21 protein-coding genes and 1 tRNA gene are annotated in these 22,629 nt (G+C 40.6%); 15 read left to right on the plus strand and 7 right to left on the minus strand.

Annotated features, from left to right (window positions below):
- Positions 1–123: 123 nt before the first annotated feature.
- Positions 124–211, minus strand: a tRNA-Ser gene (locus tag FHS10_RS28005).
- Positions 212–476: 265 nt separating this feature from the next.
- Here FHS10_RS28005 and FHS10_RS28010 point away from each other — a divergent pair.
- From FHS10_RS28010 to FHS10_RS28025, 4 genes are all read left to right on the plus strand, one after another.
- The gene (locus tag FHS10_RS28010; RefSeq protein WP_259097417.1) at positions 477–1,448 is read left to right on the plus strand and encodes a polyprenyl synthetase family protein; all 972 of its coding nucleotides are present in this window, start codon (positions 477–479) and stop codon (positions 1,446–1,448) included.
- 406 nt (positions 1,449–1,854) lie between these two features.
- Positions 1,855–2,343 (plus strand): group II truncated hemoglobin, encoded by a 489-nt coding sequence (locus tag FHS10_RS28015; RefSeq protein ID WP_259097419.1) that lies wholly within the window; start codon positions 1,855–1,857, stop codon positions 2,341–2,343.
- 65 nt (positions 2,344–2,408) lie between these two features.
- Positions 2,409–3,200 (plus strand): diadenylate cyclase CdaA, encoded by a 792-nt coding sequence (gene cdaA, locus FHS10_RS28020; RefSeq protein ID WP_259097421.1) that lies wholly within the window; start codon positions 2,409–2,411, stop codon positions 3,198–3,200.
- 39 nt (positions 3,201–3,239) lie between these two features.
- The gene (locus FHS10_RS28025; RefSeq protein WP_259097423.1) at positions 3,240–4,076 is read left to right on the plus strand and encodes a sterol desaturase family protein; all 837 of its coding nucleotides are present in this window, start codon (positions 3,240–3,242) and stop codon (positions 4,074–4,076) included.
- On the opposite strand, the gene FHS10_RS28030 is transcribed toward FHS10_RS28025, so the two are convergent.
- Positions 4,060–4,428, minus strand: coding sequence for a hypothetical protein (locus tag FHS10_RS28030; protein ID WP_259097425.1), 369 nt, complete (start codon positions 4,426–4,428; stop codon positions 4,060–4,062). The two genes, FHS10_RS28025 and FHS10_RS28030, sit on opposite strands and share 17 nt — an antisense overlap.
- A gap of 194 nt (positions 4,429–4,622) precedes the next feature.
- Between FHS10_RS28030 and frr the strand changes: the two genes are divergently transcribed.
- Together frr and FHS10_RS28040 are read left to right on the plus strand one after the other, a co-directional pair.
- Positions 4,623–5,186 (plus strand): ribosome recycling factor, encoded by a 564-nt coding sequence (gene frr, locus FHS10_RS28035; protein ID WP_259097427.1) that lies wholly within the window; start codon positions 4,623–4,625, stop codon positions 5,184–5,186.
- Positions 5,187–5,259: 73 nt separating this feature from the next.
- On the plus strand, positions 5,260–7,017 hold the full coding sequence (locus FHS10_RS28040; RefSeq protein ID WP_259097428.1) for an ABC transporter ATP-binding protein: 1,758 nt from the start codon (positions 5,260–5,262) through the stop codon (positions 7,015–7,017).
- 168 nt (positions 7,018–7,185) lie between these two features.
- Here the strand turns inward: FHS10_RS28040 and FHS10_RS28045 are convergent, their stop codons facing one another.
- Both FHS10_RS28045 and FHS10_RS28050 read right to left on the minus strand, forming a co-directional pair.
- The gene (locus tag FHS10_RS28045; RefSeq protein ID WP_259097429.1) at positions 7,186–7,911 is read right to left on the minus strand and encodes a LytR/AlgR family response regulator transcription factor; all 726 of its coding nucleotides are present in this window, start codon (positions 7,909–7,911) and stop codon (positions 7,186–7,188) included.
- Positions 7,912–8,121: 210 nt separating this feature from the next.
- The gene (locus tag FHS10_RS28050; RefSeq protein ID WP_259097431.1) at positions 8,122–9,174 is read right to left on the minus strand and encodes a sensor histidine kinase; all 1,053 of its coding nucleotides are present in this window, start codon (positions 9,172–9,174) and stop codon (positions 8,122–8,124) included.
- A gap of 234 nt (positions 9,175–9,408) precedes the next feature.
- Here FHS10_RS28050 and FHS10_RS28055 point away from each other — a divergent pair, with 234 nt between their 5' ends.
- Genes FHS10_RS28055 through FHS10_RS28065 form a run of 3 tightly spaced genes read left to right on the plus strand, consistent with a single transcriptional unit; the run spans position 9,409 to position 11,320 of the window.
- Complete coding sequence (locus tag FHS10_RS28055; RefSeq protein ID WP_259097433.1) at positions 9,409–9,624, plus strand: hypothetical protein; 216 nt, start codon at positions 9,409–9,411, stop codon at positions 9,622–9,624.
- Positions 9,618–10,517, plus strand: a complete 900-nt coding sequence (locus FHS10_RS28060) for an ABC transporter ATP-binding protein (protein ID WP_259097435.1) — start codon at positions 9,618–9,620, stop codon at positions 10,515–10,517. The genes FHS10_RS28055 and FHS10_RS28060 overlap by 7 nt, the downstream gene beginning before the upstream one ends.
- 5 nt (positions 10,518–10,522) lie before the next feature.
- Positions 10,523–11,320, plus strand: coding sequence for an ABC transporter permease (locus tag FHS10_RS28065; protein WP_259097436.1), 798 nt, complete (start codon positions 10,523–10,525; stop codon positions 11,318–11,320).
- A 479-nt stretch (positions 11,321–11,799) separates the two neighbouring features.
- Here the strand turns inward: FHS10_RS28065 and FHS10_RS28070 are convergent, their stop codons facing one another.
- Positions 11,800–13,098, minus strand: a complete 1,299-nt coding sequence (locus tag FHS10_RS28070; RefSeq protein ID WP_259097439.1) for an OmpA family protein — start codon at positions 13,096–13,098, stop codon at positions 11,800–11,802.
- Between the two features lie 149 nt (positions 13,099–13,247).
- Between FHS10_RS28070 and FHS10_RS28075 the strand changes: the two genes are divergently transcribed.
- Positions 13,248–14,537 (plus strand): aminopeptidase P N-terminal domain-containing protein, encoded by a 1,290-nt coding sequence (locus FHS10_RS28075; RefSeq protein WP_259097441.1) that lies wholly within the window; start codon positions 13,248–13,250, stop codon positions 14,535–14,537.
- Here FHS10_RS28075 and meaB read toward each other — a convergent pair.
- Complete coding sequence (gene meaB / locus FHS10_RS28080) at positions 14,534–15,418, minus strand: methylmalonyl Co-A mutase-associated GTPase MeaB (protein WP_259097444.1); 885 nt, start codon at positions 15,416–15,418, stop codon at positions 14,534–14,536. The genes FHS10_RS28075 and meaB overlap by 4 nt on opposite strands.
- A gap of 358 nt (positions 15,419–15,776) precedes the next feature.
- On the opposite strand from meaB, the gene FHS10_RS28085 reads away from it, so the two are divergent.
- The 5 genes from FHS10_RS28085 (at position 15,777) to FHS10_RS28105 (ending at position 21,528) form a co-directional block, all read left to right on the plus strand.
- Entirely contained in the window at positions 15,777–16,838 is a 1,062-nt protein-coding gene (locus FHS10_RS28085) for a glycosyltransferase family 4 protein (protein WP_259097447.1), read from the plus strand.
- A gap of 15 nt (positions 16,839–16,853) precedes the next feature.
- Entirely contained in the window at positions 16,854–17,852 is a 999-nt protein-coding gene (locus tag FHS10_RS28090) for a glycosyltransferase family 2 protein (protein ID WP_259097449.1), read from the plus strand.
- Between the two features lie 3 nt (positions 17,853–17,855).
- The gene (locus tag FHS10_RS28095; RefSeq protein WP_259097451.1) at positions 17,856–18,671 is read left to right on the plus strand and encodes a hypothetical protein; all 816 of its coding nucleotides are present in this window, start codon (positions 17,856–17,858) and stop codon (positions 18,669–18,671) included.
- Positions 18,671–19,588 (plus strand): glycosyltransferase, encoded by a 918-nt coding sequence (locus FHS10_RS28100; RefSeq protein ID WP_259097453.1) that lies wholly within the window; start codon positions 18,671–18,673, stop codon positions 19,586–19,588. The genes FHS10_RS28095 and FHS10_RS28100 overlap by 1 nt, the downstream gene beginning before the upstream one ends.
- A 98-nt stretch (positions 19,589–19,686) precedes the next feature.
- Positions 19,687–21,528, plus strand: coding sequence for an ABC transporter ATP-binding protein (locus tag FHS10_RS28105; RefSeq protein WP_259097455.1), 1,842 nt, complete (start codon positions 19,687–19,689; stop codon positions 21,526–21,528).
- Here FHS10_RS28105 and FHS10_RS28110 read toward each other — a convergent pair whose 3' ends face one another.
- Complete coding sequence (locus tag FHS10_RS28110) at positions 21,529–22,422, minus strand: glycosyltransferase (protein ID WP_259097457.1); 894 nt, start codon at positions 22,420–22,422, stop codon at positions 21,529–21,531.
- Positions 22,423–22,629 lie beyond the last annotated feature (207 nt).

A 22,629-nucleotide genomic window follows, 5' to 3' on the forward strand; every position in this document is an offset into this window, starting at 1 on the left:
ACTCCTTGCTGAGAAATTCAACGAAAACAGATAAACATGGAGCCAATACGTTGCAAACATAGAGGCCGCATCATTTGAATTATGATACGGCCTCCCTGGAAATTTTTACAAAGTCCCGTTTTGCGGAGAAGGAGAGATTCGAACTCTCGATACCCTTTTGAAGTATACACACTTTCCAGGCGTGCTCTTTCGACCACTCAGACACTTCTCCGTGCAGTTAAGCGGAGGGCAAAGATAAAATAATAATGGCACGGCAGGTAATAAAAAAAGCGGGACCTTCTCACAGGGACCCGCTCTCACAAAAACTTTAACTCAACTTATAAATATGGCATCTGTTTATGTTGACTATAAATGTGGCCAATGGTTTAATTTAGGTAAAAAATAATCGGCAACAATGCAGATAAATAATTTTAGCTTATGTTTGCCTCATATTGCCACATGGCAGTTTTACACCATAAAAGCTTGTTTAGTTTTAAATGCTGAGCATCAACGACATTAAGAAACCTATCGCTGCCGATATTGATGCGTTTGAAGAGAAGTTTAAATCTTCTATGCAAAGCTCTGTGCCATTGCTGGATAGGATCACCCACTACATTGTTAAGCGCAAAGGCAAGCAAATAAGGCCGATGTTTGTTTTTTTTGCTGCCAAAATTTGCGGTGGCATCAATGAATCAACCCACAGGGGCGCCGCATTGGTGGAACTGTTGCACACGGCATCTTTGGTACATGATGATGTAGTTGATAATTCTTACCAGCGTCGTGGCTTTTTTTCTATCAACGCTTTATGGAAAAATAAGATCGCTGTTTTAGTTGGCGATTACCTGCTATCCAAAGGACTGTTACTTTCTATAGATAATAATGATTTTCAGCTGCTGCGTATTGTATCCGATGCTGTAAAGCAAATGAGCGAAGGTGAGTTGATGCAGATTGAAAAGGTGCGCAAAATGGATATTGGCGAACCTGTTTATTACGAGGTGATTCGTCAGAAAACAGCTTCGCTTATTGCGTCATGCTGCGCATGTGGGGCGTCATCGGCCGGGGCAAGTGATGAAGTGGTTGAAAAAATGCGCCTTTTTGGCGAGAAGATAGGCATCGCTTTCCAGATCAAGGATGATATGTTTGATTTTGGTACCGATGATGTGGGTAAACCACTGGGTATCGACATTAAAGAAAAGAAAGTGACGCTGCCATTGATCTATTCGCTGGCTAACACTACCTCCTCCGAAAAGAAACGGATCATTAACCTGGTGAAAAACCATAATGACGACCCTGTCAAAATAGCACAAATCATAAAATTTGTGAACGAAACCGGTGGCTTGCAATATGCCGAAACACAAATGAAAAAATTCCAGGATGAGGCTTTTGCTATTCTCGATACTTTCCCCGAGAGTGAATCGCATAAAGCGTTGGAGCAACTGGTACGCTTTACCACCGAGCGCAATAAATAACAGGGCAAACGCATCTAAATAGTTAACGGAGAAGCTGTTTTTTAATAATAGCTAACGGAATAAACTTATGCCGACGGATTATATAAGCATCAAACGATACCTTGTGTATCACCTGGTCCTGGTTAAAAGATCCAGGTCCATCCGGCACCTGTATAGCGCAACAACAGGCACCAATATTTGAATGCGCCTAAATTGCGCGATACATCAGTTTAGTGTTAACCATGTATAAATATAAAGTATTGATTGTTAGGTAATTAAATGTAATTTCATCTGAAATGTGTTAAGTTATGTTAACCCAATTAGATGGGTTTGCCCCTGCAATAAATAAGCTGACACGCCTATCTGTTTAATTTATTGGGCATATTGTTTGATGAGGGTTATCTTTATTAAAATCAAACTTACCATTATGACCGATATCGATAAACCCCAGGTTCCCTCGCTTTTTGAATGGGCGGGCGGCATGCCTGCCTTTGTAAATCTTTTTGATAAATTTTATGACAAGGTTTTGGCCGACGACCTGCTGGAGCCGGTATTTAAACACATGTCGGCCCAACACAGGTTACATGTTGCTCATTTTGTAGCTGAGGTTTTGGGCGGACCGAAAGTGTACAGTGAAGAGGAGGGAAGCCACTTCATTATGATTAGCAAACATCTGCAAAAATACCTCACCGAGGCGCACCGCAAACGCTGGATGGAGCTATTGCTGCAAACTGCCGATGAGTTGCTGCTGCCCGACGACCCTGAGTTTCGGTCGGCATTTTTGGCTTACCTGGAATGGGGTACCCGTATAGCGGTTATCAACTCAAAAATGGATGATGCTAACGAGGCCATTGACGCGCCCATGCCGCAATGGGGTTGGGGAGTGCCGGGCGGACCTTATATTGCTGATCAATAACGTCCTTTAAATGTCAATGTAATCATTCACGTTTCTTAACTTCCTTAAACTTGTTAACTTCGTAAATGCATTCCTTTTTCCTCAATTTCCCCAAGATCACCATCTTCGATATCCTGGATGTGGTATTGGTGGCTTTTATTATTTACCAGTTATACAACCTCATCAGGGGTACTATAGCGGCCAATATTTTCATAGGCTTCGCGGTAATATTTGCCATGAACTTTATTGTAAACCAACTGCACATGAAGCTGCTTACTGCCATTTTGGGTAAGTTTGTTGATGTAGGGATCATAGCGGTAATTGTGGTTTTTCAGCAGGAGGTGAGGCGATTTTTATTACTGGTTGGTAAAAACGCGTCGTTGCAGCGCAATAAGGCCTGGTGGCAGTATTTTTTTGGGAAGAAAGAAGTGGAGAAAAATAACTACGCCCGTATAAAGCCTATTATTGATGCCTGCAAAAGTTTAAAGCAAACCAAAACCGGCGCGCTCATTGTGTTCGCCAAATATTATGATGAGCAGTTTTATCAAAACAGTTGTGAAGTGGTAGAAGCCAAGATCAGCAAGCGGTTACTGGAAAGTATTTTTCAAAAAACGAGTCCGCTGCATGACGGAGCGGTGGTGATAGCCGAGAATAAGATCAAATCTGCAAGCTGTATTTTGCCGCTTACCGAAAAAACAGACCTGCCGGCACAGTTTGGTTTGCGCCACCGTGCGGGTATTGGTGTTACCGAGGCCAACGAGGCCACGGCCATCATTATATCCGAAGAAACCGGTGAACTATCTTACGCCAAGCAAGGCCGTGTAAAAATGAATATCAGCTTTGCCGAACTGGAAAAGTTACTGAATAAAGATTTTTAATATATGATCATCTGCGCCCTAAGCGTTTAACAGCAAAGCATGTTTAAAGGATTCCATATAGATCAGTTATTTACCATATCGAATTTACTACTTCGGTTGGCTGTGCGGTACCTGTTGTTTGCGGGTTCGTTTTACCTGGTATTTTATGTGTGGAAGAATAAAACCATCTGGCGTGCTAAAATTCAGCAGCGTTACCCCGAAAATAAACATGTGATCCGCGAGATTGTAAACTCGTTTGTAACCATCATTATTTTCGGCCTGGTGATTATGGGGGTTATTTTTGCAAGCAAGGCAGGCCTCACCCGCATTTATCCAAACATCAGAGATCGTGGCTATGGCTATTATATCCTGAGCATTATGCTGATGATATTAATGCATGATACCTATTTTTATTGGACGCATAGGGTCATGCACTGGAAACCCTTGTTTAAACTTGTGCATAAAACACATCACCTGTCAACCAATCCAACACCATTTGCTGCTTATGCATTTCATCCATTAGAAGCTGTTATTGAAGTTGGGATAGTGCCGCTCATCGCTTTTACTATACCCTATCATGGCACGGCCTTAACCATATTTTCATTGTATTCTTTATTGCTTAATGTAACCGGGCATTTGGGCTTCGAACTTTTTCCGAAAGGTTTTGCCAGTCACAGGCTTTTTAAGTGGCACAATACTTCAACGCATCATAACATGCACCACCGCCTGGTAAAATGCAATTACGGTTTGTACTTTAATATCTGGGACAGGTTGATGAACACCAATCATCCCGATTATGAAAAAAGCTTTGACACGGTGGTTGAAAAGCGGGAAGAAAAATCGACCACGGTCATAAATGAAGCTAATGTAGCGGCACCAATTAAGGGACAATTTTAACCGTGCTATCCCGCTTAGCTGTTCCCAATCTTTTAATCAGCATATCATAATGCATGCCCGGCTCATCGGTTTTTACTATCGGCATTCGGTCATCGCTGCTTACTTTTACTATCGGCATATTATAGGCCATAGGAATCGCGACAATTTCGGGATTGCTTTTAAAGTTATTATTAGGCGTTGGCTGAATCAGAATTGGTTTTAACGAATCTAATTTAAGCAGTCCTCCGTTGGCTTTTGGTTTCATGTATGGGCTCCAATAACTTTTATTACCCCAAACCGATTGCTGCAATGTTTGTGCTTTTAGCTGGCCGGCGCAAGCTGCCAATAACGTAATTATGAGTACTTTTTTCATTTTGTAACAGGTTTATACTAAGATAAATACAATTCATTATTAAAAATGTTAAAAAAAGTTATTTAACATTTGTCACAAAAAACATACCTAAAGTTTTTGCGTTAATTGGCAAACCTTTGCGGGGCCCGGCGATTAACAACATCGGCCTGCGATAAAATGGCAGATTTTATTATTTTTGTGAAAAATTTAAACCGATGAGCGAACTCATTAAAAAACAAGTGACTGATGCAAAGGCATCCATGGATAGGGCCATTGAGCATGCCGACAACGAATTAAATAAAATACGTGCCGGTAAAGCAAGCCCAGCTATGCTGGATGATGTTAAGGTTGATTACTACGGTACGCCAACAGCTTTAAGCCAGGTAGGTAGCATAAATACACCGGATGCACGTACAATTGTAATACAGCCATGGGAAAAATCATTGCTTACTGCAATTGAAAAAGCCATTAAAGAAGCAAACCTGGGTGTTAACCCTCAAAATGATGGTATCATCATTCGTATAAACGTACCGCCATTAACCGAAGAACGTCGTCGCGATTTGGTTAAAAAGGCAAAAGGCGAAGCCGAAACCGGTAAGGTTGCTATCCGTAACATCCGTAAGGATGCTAACGAAAAGATCAAAAAATTAAAATCGGAAGGTGTATCTGAAGATGAGATCAAAGTAGGCGAGGCTGAAGTTCAAAAACTTACTGATGCTTATATCATCAAAATCGATCAGCTTTCTGACGCAAAAGAAAAAGATATCATGACGGTTTAATATTAACCTTATGTCAAATTAAAAGGGAATGAGCTACTTAGCCATTCCCTTTTTTTATTTTTGTTATCGAAACATGAATATATTACTTTCTTACTTGCAAAAACACCGCTGGATAGTGGTGATGGCGCTATTTCTGGCGGCTATGAATATAGGCTTCTCCTTACTTGACCCCTGGATAACAGGGCATATTGTGGATCAGGTTATCGAAAAACGCACCAGTTTAGATTATCATCATTATTTAAACCAGGTATTGGTACTGGTTGGCGCTGCAATTGGTGTGGCCATGGTATCGCGTATCGCTAAAAACTTCCAGGATTATTTTACCAATATTATTACTCAAAAGGTTGGTGCCGAAATGTATGCCGATGGGTTAAAACATTCACTGGAATTGCCATACCAGGTTTTTGAAGACCAGCGCAGCGGCGAAACTTTGGGCATTTTGCAAAAGGTTCGTTTGGATTGCGAAAAGTTTATCACCTCCTTCATCAGCATATTATTTGTATCCCTCATTGGGATGTTGTTTGTGATTGTTTATTCGGTGCGTGTTAACTACCAGGTAACGCTGGTATATTTTGCTGCTATACCTATCATCACCTTTGTGAGCATGGCCATGAGCCGCAAAATAAAAACCATTCAAAAACGCATCGTTTCTGAAACCACAGCGCTTGCCGGCTCAACAACAGAATCATTAAGAAACATTGAATTGGTGAAAAGCCTTGGCCTGGCCAAGCAGGAAATAGAGCGCCTTAACAATACCACCTACAAGATCCTCGACCTGGAGCTTAAAAAAGTAAAATATGTACGCAGCATGAGCTTTGTACAGGGTACTACGGTAAACTTTGTACGTAGCGTAATGGTGGTTGTATTGCTGCTGCTTATTTTTAAGGGTACTTTAACGCCAGGGCAATACTTCAGCTTTTTGTTTTACTCGTTCTTCCTGTTCAACCCATTACAGGAGTTAGGTAACGTGATCTTATCATGGCGCGAAGCAGAAGTTTCCTTAGGTAATTTTAAAGGCATCCTGAGCACCCCTATTGATAAAAAGCCGGAGAAGCCGGTGATGGTTGATAAGGTAAATACGTTAACCTTTAGCGATGTTACCTTCAAGCATTTAACCGCCAACCGCAACGCGCTTAATCATATCAATTTTGAAACCAATAGCGGTGAAACTATCGCTTTTGTTGGTCCGTCTGGCTCTGGTAAAACTACGTTGGTAAAGCTGTTGGTAGGTTTGTATCAACCATTGGAAGGTGACGTTTTGTACAACAATATTTTAAGTAAAGAGATAGATCTTGATCAGCTGCGTGAAAAGATTGGTTTTGTAACACAGGATACGCAACTGTTCTCGGGTACCATCCGCGAAAACCTGTTATTTGTGCGCCCCGGCGCTACTGATGAGGAATGCATGGATGTGTTGCAGCGTGCAGCCTGCCAAACCTTGCTGGCAAGGGCAGATAAAGGCCTCAGCACGGTTATCGGCGAAGGTGGAGTAAAAGTGTCCGGCGGCGAAAAACAACGCCTGAGCATAGCCCGCGCGCTGTTACGCAAGCCCGATATCCTGGTATTTGATGAGGCTACCTCATCTTTAGATTCCATTACCGAAGAAGAGATCACCGAAACCATCCGCAACGTATCTGAGTTTGAAAATCACATCACCATATTGATTGCCCACCGCTTATCAACCATTATGCACGCCGATTGCATTTACGTGCTTGAAAAAGGCCGTATCATTGAATCTGGCAAACACCCCGATCTGATAGCCCAAAAAGGCCTTTACTACGCCATGTGGCGCCAGCAAATAGGGGAGAAGCTTACTGTTGAGGTAGAGTAAACAGTCGATTTTAAATGTGGAGATGTTTTGCGTCGTTTCTCCCTTCGGAGTCAACGAATTGTACTACTACCCATGACAAGTTGTAGATGCCAAACTTACGAAGTTTTCAAAACTTCGTAAGTTTTTCGCGGTTTGTCATTCCCCCTTCAGGGGGTTAGGGGGCTTCGCCTAAACGTTTTTATCTTCTATAATTTTAAAAAACTCATCGCGGTAAGTATCGCCTACGGGGATAATTTTATCACCTATTTGAATGCGGCTGCGTTCGATGCTGTCAATTTTGTTGAGTGCTACAATGTATGATTTATGTACCCGTACAAAGTGCTTTTCGGGCAGGGCATCTTCCATCTTTTTCATGCCTTGCAGCGTAATGATGCGTTCGGCAGAGGTAAAAATGGATATGTAATCTTTTAGGCCTTCAATAAACAAGATATCGTGCAGGTAAACCTTCTGGATCTTGTGCTCGGTTTTAACAAAGATAAAATCGGTCGAGAAATCATCCTGCTGTGCTGGCTCTGCCTGTACCACCGTTTTGGCAACCGGCTGAATGATGCCCTGCGCCTTTTGTACCGATTTAAAGAACCTGTCGAAAGCGATAGGCTTAAGGAGGTAATCAACTACATCCAGTTCATAACCTTCCAGGGCGTACTGCGGGTAAGCTGTGGTTAATATCACTTTGGCTTTGCCGCCGGCGATCTTTAAAAACTGGATACCGGTAAGCTCGGGCATTTGCACATCTAAAAATACCAGGTCAACATTGCCCGCCTGTACCAGGGTAAGTGCCTCAATAGGATTGGTTGTGGCTTTCACCAATTGCAAAAAGGGCATTTTGGAAATGTAATCTTCCAATATATGCAGCGCTAAAGGCTCATCATCAACTACCAGGCATTTGATCATGTTGTAAAATTAAACACTAATTGCACGAATTTTTTCTAAATACACGAATTTTTAAAAAATCAATAATTCACCAGATTAAAGCGATTGTCAGAATTAGAAGATATTTGTCTCTCGACCAAGTGTTTCTTTATTCGTATCCGCCCTGATTTGTGAAATTCGATAAAATTGGTGAAAGTTCGTGTTTGCAAAATTCGTGATGATTAGTGTGTACTATAATATGATTGATAATTCGCAAGTGTAAGTGTCATCTTCATCCCTGATATGCAGGGTATATTTATCGGGGTAAAGCAGGTTAAGGCGGCGCTGCACATTATTTAAACCTATGCCGCCCGATGCATCGCGGTTGTGGGTATGTTTTTTATTCTGGATGTAAAAGTGCAGCTTACATTCATCAACATTAATAAGTAGCTTAATAGGTGTCATTACATCGTTGGCTACCCCATGTTTAAAGGCGTTTTCTATAAAGGCGATAAGTAACAGCGGTACAATTTGCTGGTTGGTAACCTCGCCCATCACCTTAAAGTCAATAAAGGCTTTGTTACCAAAGCGGATCTTTTGCAGGTCGATATAGTTTTGCAGGTATTGCAGCTCTTTACTCAAATCAACCCGGTTATCGTTACACTCATACAGCATGTAGCGCATGATCTCTGATAGTTTCAGGATAGCCTCGGGCGTGGTTTCTGACCGTTGATAGGCCAGCGAGTAAATACTGTTTAAGGAGTTAAACAAAAAATGTGGGTTGATTTGCGATTTCAAAAAAGCCAGTTCGGCGCTCAGCCGCTGGTTTTCCAGGTCGCGCTGAATCCGTTCGTTCAGGAACCAGTCTGTGGTAAATTTCAGTACCGTACTTAAAAAAACAAAGATGAGACTGGTGAAAACGGTGCTGAAAAAGTAGGATGTAAAACTGATCTCTTTGTTTTTGGAATGAATGAGCACCACATCTTTAAACTGTAAACCTACCCCGTATTTGCCTACCCCATAAATGATAATGGTGATGAGTATTACACAGGCATAAGCCCAGTAGCGTTTCTTATCTAAAAAACGGGGGATGTAAAATAAAAAGTTGATGTAAAACAGCGTGATATTGATGGCCGGGTACAATAAAAATATTACCAGCAGCTGCCGCATGTTCAGCTCATCATTGCTGCGCGCCAGGAAAATGAAAAACGAGATCATCCCCAGCCAAAAAAGCATATGCCAAAAAACCTGCCAGGCCGTTTTTATCACCCGCGTTTGTTTTCCTGTCGAAATAGTGTCCTGCATCTTAAAATTTACCCCTTTTATAAAAGGTTTAATGGGATGTAATTTAGTATTTTGATTGTTAAGCAGGCGGATATTTATATGTAGCAGCCCATTTTTTCGATGAACGGGCATTTATAATCGATGAACGGGTTAAACTACACAAAAAGGCGTTCATCTATAAACTCCGTGTGTTGGTCTAATACTTTTTAGGGGACCAAAAAATAAGTATTTCTTTGTTCTATCAAATCACTCGCAATGAAAACGCTTATCAAAAACTCTAACCCTTTTATCATGTTATTAATACCTGTAATGTTTGCCCTTATTTTAGGTGTAAGCTACCAGTTTGAGCAAAAAAAGGAATCATCCATATTAGGTGGTGCATCAACAGCACACGCAACCTCCTTGTTTTACAAAGGTTATACCCTTGTAAAAACTGTTTGCTCAGTAGCAAAAAGTAACAATGTATGGTAATCCGTACCGAAGGATTATCTTTTAACTTCGGTAATCAGCAGGTGGTAAAAAACCTGTCGCTTAACGTTCCCGAAGGCAGCATATATGGTTTTCTTGGCCCCAACGGTGCCGGGAAAACCACTACCATCAAACTCCTGTTAAACCTGCTAAAAATTCAACACGGCAGTATCCACATTTTTGAACAGGATATTCAAACCAACCGCATCAGCATATTATCGCAAATCGGGTCGCTCATTGAGCAGCCTGCCATATACCACCATCTTACCGGCAAAGAAAATCTAATAAACCGGGCGCTGCTGTTGCAGGTGCCCATGAACCGGGTTGATGAAATGCTGGCCCTGGTACAGCTTACCGCTGCCGCCAGTAAAAAGGCGGGGCAATACTCTTTAGGGATGAAACAGCGCCTGGGCATAGCACTGGCGTTACTGGCCGATCCTAAACTATTGATCCTTGACGAACCAACCAACGGGCTTGACCCTAACGGCATTATTGAAGTACGCGAGTTACTGATAAAGCTGGTAAATCAACATAACAAAACCGTTTTTATATCAAGTCATCTGCTGGCCGAGGTGGAGCGTATGGCCACCCATGTAGGTATCATCAATTATGGCGAGCTGCTTTTTCAGGGTAGTATAACCGAATTACAGGCCCTTAGCCAGCCGATGATATGTATCGAGACGAATAATACAGTTGACGCTGCAAACTTGTTAAAACGCAACAGCTTTAACGTTATTGACGTTACCGATAATTACGTGTACGTGCCCTACACCAATAAACAGCAAACCGCCGATGTTAACGCTTTGCTGCACAACAGCGGGCATGCCATTTACAGCATTGGCAAACAGCAAAAAGACCTGGAACGCCTATTTTTAGATATCACCCAAAAAGCCTGAACCATATGAAAGGATTTATTTTATCGTTCCGGTCGGAGTTTTACAAGAGCCGCAAAACATTGGGTTTTTGGGCATCCATTATATTGCCGCTATTTATCTGTACCCTTATTTTTATAGGCTTTTACGTTAAGGCCGAAAAGCTGGCCGGGATGCCGCCAATGATGTTATGGCTGCAATTTGCAGGCGCTACTTTAGGCATTATGGGATCATTATTATTGCCCATGTACACTATTTTTATAGCTTACTCTGTAAACAGCATTGAACATAAAGCCGACACCTGGAAAAGCATCTTCGGGTTACCTATTGCGCGTTGGTCTGTTTATGGAGCCAAATATTTGTATGCGGCCTTTCTTATATTTTTATGCCTGGCTTTGTTTGTGCTTTTTACCATTGGTTTTGGTAACCTGCTAAGCGTGGTAAAACCCAGCCTGAGGTTTGATAACTATCATATAGAAAAAGAGCTGGCACAAGTGTATTTCAAGCTGTTTTTATCATCTATAGGTATCCTTTCCATCCAGTTTTTATTGAGTTTGATTTGGTCCGATTTTTTAAAGCCTATGGGAATTGGTTTTGTGTGTACCATAGCCGGCGTTATCCTGGCTTCAAAAAACTGGGAATATTGCTACTTGTTCCCATACTCTCACCCCATGGAAGCCATTACCACCATGATGCATCGCGGCGAAAGCCCGGTAAAAGGTATCCAGATTGATGTTTTTACCAAAGATGTATTTGTAAGCCTTATTGTGGGCACGGTTATATTTATAGCCGGCTACTTTATTGTGCTCAGGAAAAGCGTTAAATAAAACACGATTTAGGGATTTGGCAGGATTGATAGGATTTTTTTTCCTTTATACAAAAAGAGACTGCCTTATGGGGAGTCTCTTTTTGTATAATATATAATCTTTTTAGGAGCATTCGGGAGTGACAAGTTGTAGATCCCAGACTTACGAAGTTTTTAAAACTTCGTAAGTCTTTCGTCGCTTTGTTATCTCCCCCTTCATGGTCTGTGGATTTTATAACCCGCCATGATGGTTTTTGTTTTAAACAGCTTCTAAGGCTATACATCCTATTACCGCGGGGCAATAATTGTATATTTCACCGGACGGATTTGCATAGTTCGGGATCTCCCCGGATAATATATGTTATAATCCACTATGACATTTTATCTTTTAAATGTCTGTACACAATGTTAAAATCCTGCTAATCCCTAAATCGTGTTAAAACAAAGAAGGCTCCGGGTTATCCGGAGCCTTCGCAAATAATATTAATATTTAATTAAAAATTATTTTTGTTTGAATTGAACGCGACGGTTTAACACGCGGCCTTCTTCAGTTGAGTTATCAGCAATTGGTTGGGTTTCGCCGTAACCTTTTACTTTAACACTTTTAGCTGCAACACCAGAGTTAACTAAGTAAGTTTTTACTGAGTTAGCGCGGTCTTTAGATAAAGATAAGTTATGAGCAGCAGTACCTTCAGATGAAGCAAAGCCGTCAACTTCAACACCTTTACCAGAAGCACGTAGATCAGCTGAAGTAGCATCTAATACTGGGTAAGATGAAGTACGTAATACTGAGCTATCAAATTCAAACTGGATGTTTGAGTAAGCAGTAGCTTTGGTAACAACAGAGTCAACAGCTGGTTTAGGGAATACGATAACGCAACCAGAACCATCAACTACGCTACCTGCAGCAGTACCTGGGCATTTGTCAAACTGATCAGCAACACCGTCGCCGTCAGAATCTTTTTTCAAGTCGCTAACTGCAGTTTCAACGTTAGTAACACGACCTTTTAAAGCTTCAACTTCCTGGCGTAATGCAGCATCGTACAATTCGTCATACATTTGAGCTACCGGGTTAACCCACTCTAAGTTTTTCTTTGAGCTTGAGCCAAAAGTATACTCTAAACCACCGTAAGTGTATGAGTAGTGGCTAAAGGTAGGATAAGTGTTTACACCAGCAAAGTTATAACCTTGTACAAAGCTAATGGTGTAACCTAAGTTTAACGCTAACGCATCGCTTAGTTTGAATTTAACACCTGCACCAACCGGAGCAAATAATTCTTTTACGTTTTTATCACCAAATGGCAAATCTTTTATAGAGTTGCTTTTGATTTTGTAAAAATCTAAACCTAAACCTGCAGAGGTATAAAAGTTAACACTGTTTTGACGGTGTAAGAAGCTTACACTTGCAATGTTAAATACCGCGCTTAAAGCACCTGAGTTAAAGCTGGTTTTGTATTCGCTGATACCAAATTTAGTAGTACCATCTTTATCAATACCGTGAACTTTACCACCCAAATAATCTAACTGTAAGCTAAATGTGTGTGAAAGTTGTTGCCTTAATGACAAGCCATAGCCTAAGTCAGCTTTGAACTTGTTGGTTGTGTTGATGCTGAAAGGCACCAAACCATCAGTTACACCAGCGCTGATGCCGATGCTGAAGGTGTTGTACTGTCCGATACCACCAAACAATTTGGCGGTAGAAGTTGTCTTTGCGGAGTCGGTCTGGGCGTTAACCATACCAGCTACCATCAAAGAAGCAAATGACAATGCTACTGTTTTCTTTAATGTAGAATAATTCATAGTTTTTAAGATTAAACGATTTTAATTGTGATTTTTTGTCAAATTTAGTAATTATGTTTGAAACGATGACCAAACATTGTTCCAAAAAATGTAATAGTTACACAAATAAGCAAAAAAAATTGATTTAATAAAATTATCAACCCTTAAAAATGAAATATTTAGCAATTTCAAATTCGCTATTTACAAATAATAGAAAAAATTTCGTTTCGCGAACAAAACCCGGCTCAATTGCCATTTTTCACGCAAATGACGAGTTTCCGGTGAGCGGCGACCAGCTTTTCCCGTTTAAGCAAAACCCTGATTTTTTTTATCTTACGGGGATAGACCAGGAGCAAAGTATATTATTATTATACCCCGATTGTCCTAATAAGGCATACAGAGAAGTACTTTTTTTAAGACAAACCAATGAACACATCGCAATTTGGGAGGGGCATAAGTACACCAAAGAAGAAGCGAGCTTAGCATCTGGTATTGAGCGCGTTCACTGGCTGCATGAGTATGACACCATTTTGCATGGCATTATCAATTACGCCGAAAATATTTACATCAACACCAACGAGAACGATCGTTATATACACACTGTACCTTATCGCGATTTACGTATGTATGAGGCGTTAAGGCAAAAGTACCCCTTGCATCATTATGAGCGTTCGGCGCCAATTATGCGCGAATTGCGGATTATAAAATCTGAGATAGAAATTGAGCTTACTCAAAAGGCCTGCGATATTACCAGTGACGCGTTTGTACGGGTACTGAAATTTTTAAAACCCGGTGCTACCGAGTACGAAATAGAAGCCGAAATTACCCATGAGTTTTTAAGGCAACGGGCTACCGGGCACGCCTACAGTCCTATTATAGCGTCGGGTAAAAACGCTATTGTACTGCATTATGTTGATAATAACCAGGTATGTAATGATGGCGATGTTATATTGTTTGACTGGGCCGCTCAGTATGCCAATTACAACGCCGACATGAGTCGGTCGGTGCCGGTTAATGGCAGATTTACCCCACGCCAGCGTGCGGTTTATAATGCTGTTTTACGCGTTATGCGCCAGGCAACCAGTATGATAGTTGCCGGCACGGTATGGAACGAATACCAGGAAGAGGTTGGCCGGATCATGACCGGCGAGCTTATTGGCCTTGGTTTGCTGGATAAGCATGATGTTGCCAAACAGGATGCGGGAAACCCACTATATAAAAAGTATTTTATGCATGGCACATCACATCATCTGGGTTTGGATGTGCATGATTTTGCAAGCCGGTATAAAAACTTTGAGGTAGGTAACATATTAACCTGCGAACCGGGTATCTACATACAGGAAGAGGGCCTGGGGATAAGAATAGAGAACAATATTTTAATTACCCCCGATGGTAACCGCGATTTGATGGCTGGTATCCCGGTTGAGGCAGAGCATATTGAAGAGATCATGAATAGCTAAAGGTAGCTATCCACAAAAGTATACAGATTAAACCCACCCATATTTAAAGCTTCAGCAATATCTTGCTGAAGCTTTTTTTTATCAATGTGCTGGGTTAATTGATGCTGGATAAGCTTGTATGCTTTTTCGGTAAGCAGCAGTTCTTTGCGTTTGTTTTTTTGTGGCGATGTTGATTTGATAAAATCTACAACCTTATCAATACCAATGGCTTGCGAAGCTATAGTTTTAAAGATCGCGGTTTGCCCATCTTTATTTTGCCCAATTATTTTTTTGAGGTTGTTAAAAAAAATATCCGCGTCGGGCCTATCCGCTTTGTTGATAATAAAGGCGTCGGCAATTTCCATCAGGCCCGATTTAATGTGCTGGATCTCGTCGCCGGCCTCGGGCACCAAAACAACCAGCGTAACATCGGCCAGGCCGGTTATTTCTACTTCCGACTGGCCTACGCCTACCGTTTCTATCAGCACATAATCAAATCCTGCGGCGCGTAATACATCGGCCATTTCAATGGTTTTGGCAGATAAGCCGCCCAACGAACCACGGGTTGCCAATGACCGGATAAACACATCCGGGTGATTAAAGTGCGATGCCATCCTGATCCTATCGCCCAAAAGCGAACCAAAATTAAACGGCGAGGTAGGATCGATAGCTAACACTGCTATTTTATTACCCTCTTTTAACAGATTATTTATCAGCTCATTAACCAATGTGCTTTTGCCTGCACCCGGTGGGCCTGTTATACCAATTATAGGCGCAGGTTTATTGAATGTGAGGCTTTTGAGCAGATGGGCGCTACCGGAAAGGTCATTTTCAACAATACTTAAGGCACGCGCAACCTGCTTAAAATTGATGGATGATGTTGAGGTGTCGCCGTTTTTCATGTTGATAAAGCAAATATAAAGCATTTATACAAGCGTAACCTCACCCTGTGTTTCAGGAAAATTGCGTTTAAAATTTTATTGGTGTTTTATATAACATAATTGGATTGAAAGATATCGTGTTTGATATTAAGTCGGGTATTTTCTCGCGCAAAGACGCTAAGAGGCAAAGAAAAATAAACAAATGGCATAGCGTTTTTGCGCGAAACAAATTACCCTTTTAGCTATCTTTTTTACTTAATAGGTTTAAAAAGTGATTTTACATGCCCGGTGTTGAACTCCATCATTCATCAAATCCCAAAAATGTATATTTGCCTTTTGTAGCCGTAAAATCATTGGTAAAAATTAAATAGAACCACGTTTGAAACCCACCATCCTCATTACTTTCGATTCACTGAAACGGGCAACCTCGGGGCTGTTCTTTTTTGAACGGAGCCTGGGCGGGGAGTTGTTAAAACAAGGAAATAACAGGTTTAATATATGGGGATACCTGCATCCAAAAGCTATTTACGCTTTTAAAGGGCTTAAAAACGGCATCACCAAGTTGCTATTGCACAAGGCGTTTTTTCCGGCATATAATAAATTCGATCTGGTGCATTTTACCAACCAGTACTGCAAGTTAAACCCCCGAAGGGTAAATGCAAAAAAGATATTGACCATACATGACATGAATCCCGTGCATGAAAAAAACAGGTCGCCACGCAGGTATAAAAAATATATTGACCGTTTGGGAGGGTACATAGCCGCCTGCGATAGGATTGTCACAATTTCTGAGTTTGTAGCCAACGATGTAAAGCAATACTATCCCGAAGCGGCAGAAAAAATTAGGGTGATATATAACGGTGCCGATAAACTTATAGTTCCACAAGGCCATCAACCAGCTTACAAACCTGCCCGTAAGTTTTTGTTTACGATAGGTAGCATATCGGCAAAAAAGAATTTTCATGTATTGCCCGCGTTATTGGAGCATAACGATTATGAGCTGATTATTGCCGGAAAAATAACCGCCTACCAGGAAAGGGTACTGGAAGAGGCCGCAAAGTATAATTGTGCCAACCGCGTGATTTTTACGGGGCTGATAAGTGATGCCGACAAAGCCTGGTACTATGAAAATTGCGAGGCGTTTATATTCCCTTCCATAGCCGAGGGCTTCGGGTTGCCGGTTATTGAGGCCATGCATTTTGGTAAACCTGTATTTTTATCAACCCATACCTCGCTGCCCGAAATTGGTGGCGAAGCGGCATGGTATTTTGCAAATTTTGAACCGAAACATATGCAGGATACATTTTTAAAAGGCATGCTGGAATACCAGGCTGTCGATCTTAAAACGGCTATAATGACCCGCGCAGCAAAGTTCGACTGGGCAAAAACGGCCGGGCAATACCTTGATCTGTATGAGGAATGCCTGTCCAGTAATTTTTAACATTAATCAATATACATGGGATTAAAACAGAGTAGTAACAGCAAGCCGGGTATTTCTGTAGTTATACCAAACTATAACGGCAAAAATTTACTTGCCAAAAATCTTCCTTCTGTTTACGCCGCTTTAAATGCCAGTGACTGTAATTATGAGGTTATTGTACCCGATGATAGCTCTTCTGATGATAGCATCCCTTTTTTACGGCAACATTATCCTGAGATTATCACTATTGAAAGCCCGCAAAACGGGGGCTTTTCGGTCAATATTAACAAAGGAATAGCCAGAGCTTCATATGATCTTGTTTTGTTGTTAAATAGTGATATCAAACTAAGCGAGGATTATTTTCAAGGGCAGCTCAAATATTTTGCCGCCCCCGATACCTTTGGAGTAATGGGTTTGATACTTGATGAAGACACAGGCAAAATGGCCGAAGCGTGTAAGTATCCCAAAAGCTCTTTTTTTAAAATTAACCATATTAAAAATGTGGCATTAAGCAGTGCTGAAAATGTTTACACCTTTTATTTAAGCGGAGCGAATGCCTTTGTTAATAGACGAAAGTTGGTTGAGCTTGGAGGCTTTAATGAAATATTTTCACCGTTTTATCATGAGGACCTCGACTTATCATTACGTGCCTGGGAAAGTGGGTTTAAGTGTTATTATGAAAACAATGCGGTTTGCTGGCACGCAGTATCGGTTACTATAAAAACGCATAGTTCAAAAAACAAAATTAAAACCATAGTTACACGGAATAAGTTATTATTACATTACTTCCACCTGCGGGGTATGCGTTTATATTTGTGGGCTTTTATCTCCTTTTTATCTTTATCTACACGGTGGATAAGTGGTAAGTTTTATTATTATAAAGCATGGCAGTTATACTTACAAAAGCTGCCACAAATGAAAGTCTATAAAAAGCAATTTATTAAGGAAGCTATTAGCAAAAAACAATATATTCCCTTCATTAAGGTTAAAGACAGTATTAAACAATCACTTGATAAGCAATTTAAAACAATTTAATAAATGACCTTGCTGCCCGATTTTATACAACAAGTTGAACAGCCGGTTTACACATACCAATACTCCGTTTGTACCCTGGTAACCCGTAAACAAGAATACCTTGAAATGCTTAATTCATTTATCGAAGCTGGCTTTACAACTGATATTTGCGAGTATCTTGTGGTAGATAACAGCGAAACCAACAAAATGGACGCCTACCAGGGCATCAATTCATTTTTACAAAAAGCAGGAGGGAAGTATATTATTTTATGCCACCAGGACATTTTGCTTACCAAAACCAGCACCAAATTGTTACTTGATGAACAGATAGCAGCCATGGATGCACGGGATGCAAATTGGGGAGTGTTAGGCAATGCGGGGGCGGTGGATAGATTGTATAAAAGGAACGTTTATAAAATTGCCTACCCCCAAAACAAAATTGACGTTAAGGGTAATCTGCCGCAAAAGGTATGCAGTGTTGATGAGAATTTTATAGTTGTTAAAAAAAGTGCTAATGTTGGTCTGTCTACAGATGTTGGAGGTTTTCATTTATATGGTTTAGACATTTGCATGTCGGCGGGACTACTGGGTTATACCTGCTATGTAATTGATTTTTTACTGATGCATAAAAGCTTAGGCAATGTTGATGATAATTTCCGCAGCACCCTTAGCTATCTTAAAAACAAATATTCGGCCTTTGTAAAAAACAGGTATTTAAATACTACCAATGCCAGTTTTTATCTTTCGGGATCAGTAGTGAAGCGAATGCTATTTGAAACAAGGCTTTTTAGGCGGGTTATTAAAACCGCCGAAGAGTTAAAATCTAAATTAAGTACCTGATGGAAGATAAACTGGTATCTATAGCGCTTTGCACTTATAATGGCCAAAAATACCTTAGAGAGCAGTTAGATAGTATTATTGGGCAAACGTATAAAAATCTTGAAATTGTTATTGTTGACGACAGATCGACAGATGATACCATTTTAATAGCCCACGAATATGCAGCAAAAGACAGCCGGATTAAATGCATTGAAAATGAGACTACCCTGGGGTTTAATAAGAATTTTGAAAAAGCGCTAAGTGTTACCAGTGGCGCATATATCGCCATAAGCGATCAGGATGATATCTGGGACCCGCAAAAAATACAGATTCTTTTAGAAAACATTGGCGATAGCTGGCTGGTGTTTTGCAACTCGGTTTATATAAATGCTGACGGCACGCCTACTGATAAAAAATTATTGAGCAATTTTTCGTTAATAGGTAAAAACTACAAAGCTCTTATACTAAATAATTACATAACAGGCCATAATACCTTATTTATCCGCGATTTTTTAACATACATTTTACCGTTCCCGGTAATAGGTTTTTACGATTGGTGGATGGGCTTCATCGCATTTTATCATCAGCGATTAACATATGTTGACCAGGTTTTAACTTTATACCGCGAACATCCTGATGCGGTTACCAATACGTTTAATTTTGATAAGGTAAAACGGGGGAACCGTTTTTTTAAAATGATGCTGAATCAGTTGAATGTATTGATAAAGTATCCTAACCTGTCAAAAGAAGACAGTGCTTATATTATTAAACTAAACAATGCGTTTAAACTAAAGCTAAATAAAACTTCGCTGCCGTTATTTAAAATTGTTGCCAGGGATTATGACGAATTGTTTTCGTTTGTAAAGGCCCGTAAAAATATTTCGAAAATAAACTTTGCTTACCGGTTTTCTAAAAAACAAAAAAGTTTTGAGGAATAAATGGCAACCCTTTTTTATTAACCAGGTACAACTTACACCTATTTAGCAGCTTGACGGTAATTACTTAATTACTGTTAGATTTGCACTTTATATTAAAAATGAAAACCTATTTCAGACTACTTTCTTTCGCCCGGCCAATTGAGAAATTTGCCATACCATATATTATTTTCACGCTACTATATGTTGTGTTCAGTACCTCTGTTTTGGGTCTGTTAGGCCCTTTACTGAATACGCTTTTCCATGTTGGGGCCTCGGCCTGCGATCCTAAAGCAGCAGTTATCGATCCAAAACACCTTTCTACATTTGATATATCCGGCTGGTTTAAATATTACACCAACCACTTCATCGTTTTATACGGCGAATGGGGAGCTCTAAAGTTTGTGTGCGGCGTAATTGTTATTGCTGTTTTTTTGGGTAACATTTTTCGTTATCTGTCACAACGCATTATGGAGAGCCTGCGCATCCACACTTTACTTAAGATACGTAAAGCGGTATTTGATAATGTAATGCAGCTACATATGGGCTATTTTGGCAACGAGCGCAAGGGCGATATCATGTCCAAAATAGCATCGGAGGTACAAACCGTTCAGTTTTCGGTAACCGGTACCTTACAGGTGGTGTTTAAAGAACCTTTATTACTCATTGGTTATTTAACCTGGTTGTTCATCATATCTGCAAAGCTTACGTTAATTTCATTGCTTATTATACCGGTAGCCGGCTTCCTGATATCGCGTATTGTAAAAAAATTACGCTCGCAGGCTATAGCAGCGCAAAACTCTTATGCTAATATGATCAGCTACCTTGATGAAGCACTTTCGGGCATCAAGATCATCAAGGCGTTTAACGCAACGGATTTCATCATTAAACGTTTTGATGATGAAAACGTGCGCTACTCAAAAATTACCAGGTCAATGTCCAAACGTCAACAACTGGCTTCGCCGGTATCAGAAACGTTATCGGTAACCATGATCTCTTTTGTTGTGCTGTACGGCGGCTATCTTATTTTTAATAAAAGATCTGATTTGGATGCCGGCCAGTTCATTGCGTATATCGCTTTATTTTCACAACTGATGCGCCCGGCAAAAGCTATAGGCGATGCCTTTAGCAATATCCATTCCGGCCTGGTGGCAGGTGAACGTATCCTGGCGCTTATTGATGAAAAACCATTGATAAATGACGCTCCGGATGCCGTTGTAAAAAGGAGGTTTAATGAGGGGATTCATTTTGAGAACGTTTCTTTCGCGTATGATGAAAAGGAAGTACTCAAAAATGTCAATCTCACTTTACCTAAAGGAAAAACCATCGCGTTAGTTGGCCCTTCGGGCGGCGGTAAGTCAACCTTTATGGATATGCTCCCTCGGTTTATTGAACCTCAAAGCGGGAGAATCCTGGTAGATGATATTGACATTCAAAAAATACAAACAACATCGCTGCGCGATTTAATGGGTTTTGTAAACCAGGAATCCATCCTTTTTAACGATACCATTTTTAACAATATAGCTTTTGGTAAAACCAATGTTACCAAAGAACAGGTTGAAGCGGCAGCACGTATTGCCAACGCGCATAACTTTATCATGGAAACCGAAAACGGCTATGATACCAATACCGGCGACAGAGGGACAAAGTTATCAGGCGGACAAAGGCAACGCATTTGTATAGCCCGGGCGGTATTAAGTAATCCACCGATTATGCTGCTTGACGAGGCAACGTCTGCATTGGATACCGAATCTGAAAAGCTGGTACAGGATGCCTTGAATAACCTGATGAAAAATCGTACATCGCTTATTATCGCCCACCGTTTAAGCACCATACAAAATGCCGATATGATTATTGTGCTTGATAAGGGTACCGTTGCCGAGCAAGGCACACACCTGGAGCTGATGCAACATAACGGTCTGTACAAAAGGTTGATAGATATGCAAACCTTTAACGCCGATTAATTAAACTCCTGCACGTTTTGATTTGAGAGATTGAAGCAAAATATAAAATTGCAGCTTTAAGTAAAGTTTAAAATTAAGTTTCAGGTACCTGTTATTTATATGAAGCATTTTACGGGCGTAACTTATTGGCAACCCAAACGTTGAGAGATATTTTATAAAATATTTAAAGGTGGCCTTTTCTGTATAAATTACTTCTGCACCAGTTAGTGAGGAATAATTTACAGGCAATTGGCTATTCCATTTTTCATGAAGCTTTAAAGTATCAAGTAGCCAGGTTTTGTTGTAATTGCCTTCTGAAAAGTGCTCTATCAGTACATCGTAAATAACGCAGATCGTATATTTTTGCCCTACCAATAACGAAAAATCGATATCATAAGCATGGAAACCGGTAAAGTTTTGTTCATCAAACGGGTATTGGGTTGCTATGTTTTTTGTGGTACAAAACCAAACACCATCTACACAAGCTACCCGGCTTAATTTTTCATCTGCCGGGTTACGGTACTGGTGCTCCGGTTGCTTATCGCTGTATTGATATGATTGTATAATATTGGTATAATGTGTGTGCGGCCCTACGCCGCCCCATCCCGAAGGAGCCAATGGTTTATAGGCACTGCCAACCAGGCCAATCAAGCCAAGTTTAGGGTAGTTATTAAATGTATCTGCAACAACACTTCCCCAATTGCTGGTCTTTATCAAAATATCCTCATGCATAAAACACAAAAGGTCGTATTTTGCTTTAGCCACGCCTTCATTGTAAACCTGGCAAATACCCCGTTGCCCGTTGCTGTTATCTGTGGCTATAATTTCGTGAGTAATACCAATCGTGTCATTTATATTTTTAGTTACCTGTTGTAAAAATGCCGGGTTGGCCGACGAAATAATAATTGATATCATAGTAATACTCCTGCTTGGCGTAAAAGTAATGGTTCATCCCGAAAACGAATGCTAATTTGCATTTTTATGCCGCGCTACCGTTTACCCTCGCCACTTTTTAAGGCAATAATATTTTAGTTTAAGGACGAGTTTAACATCGGGTTAGAAGGTTTTTTTGTTTTTCCAAGGTATCCAAAACGTTGTTGAAATTGGGCCGTTAAATTTGAT

This window comes from Mucilaginibacter dorajii (genome assembly GCF_024808255.1).
Classification (GTDB): domain Bacteria; phylum Bacteroidota; class Bacteroidia; order Sphingobacteriales; family Sphingobacteriaceae; genus Mucilaginibacter; species Mucilaginibacter dorajii.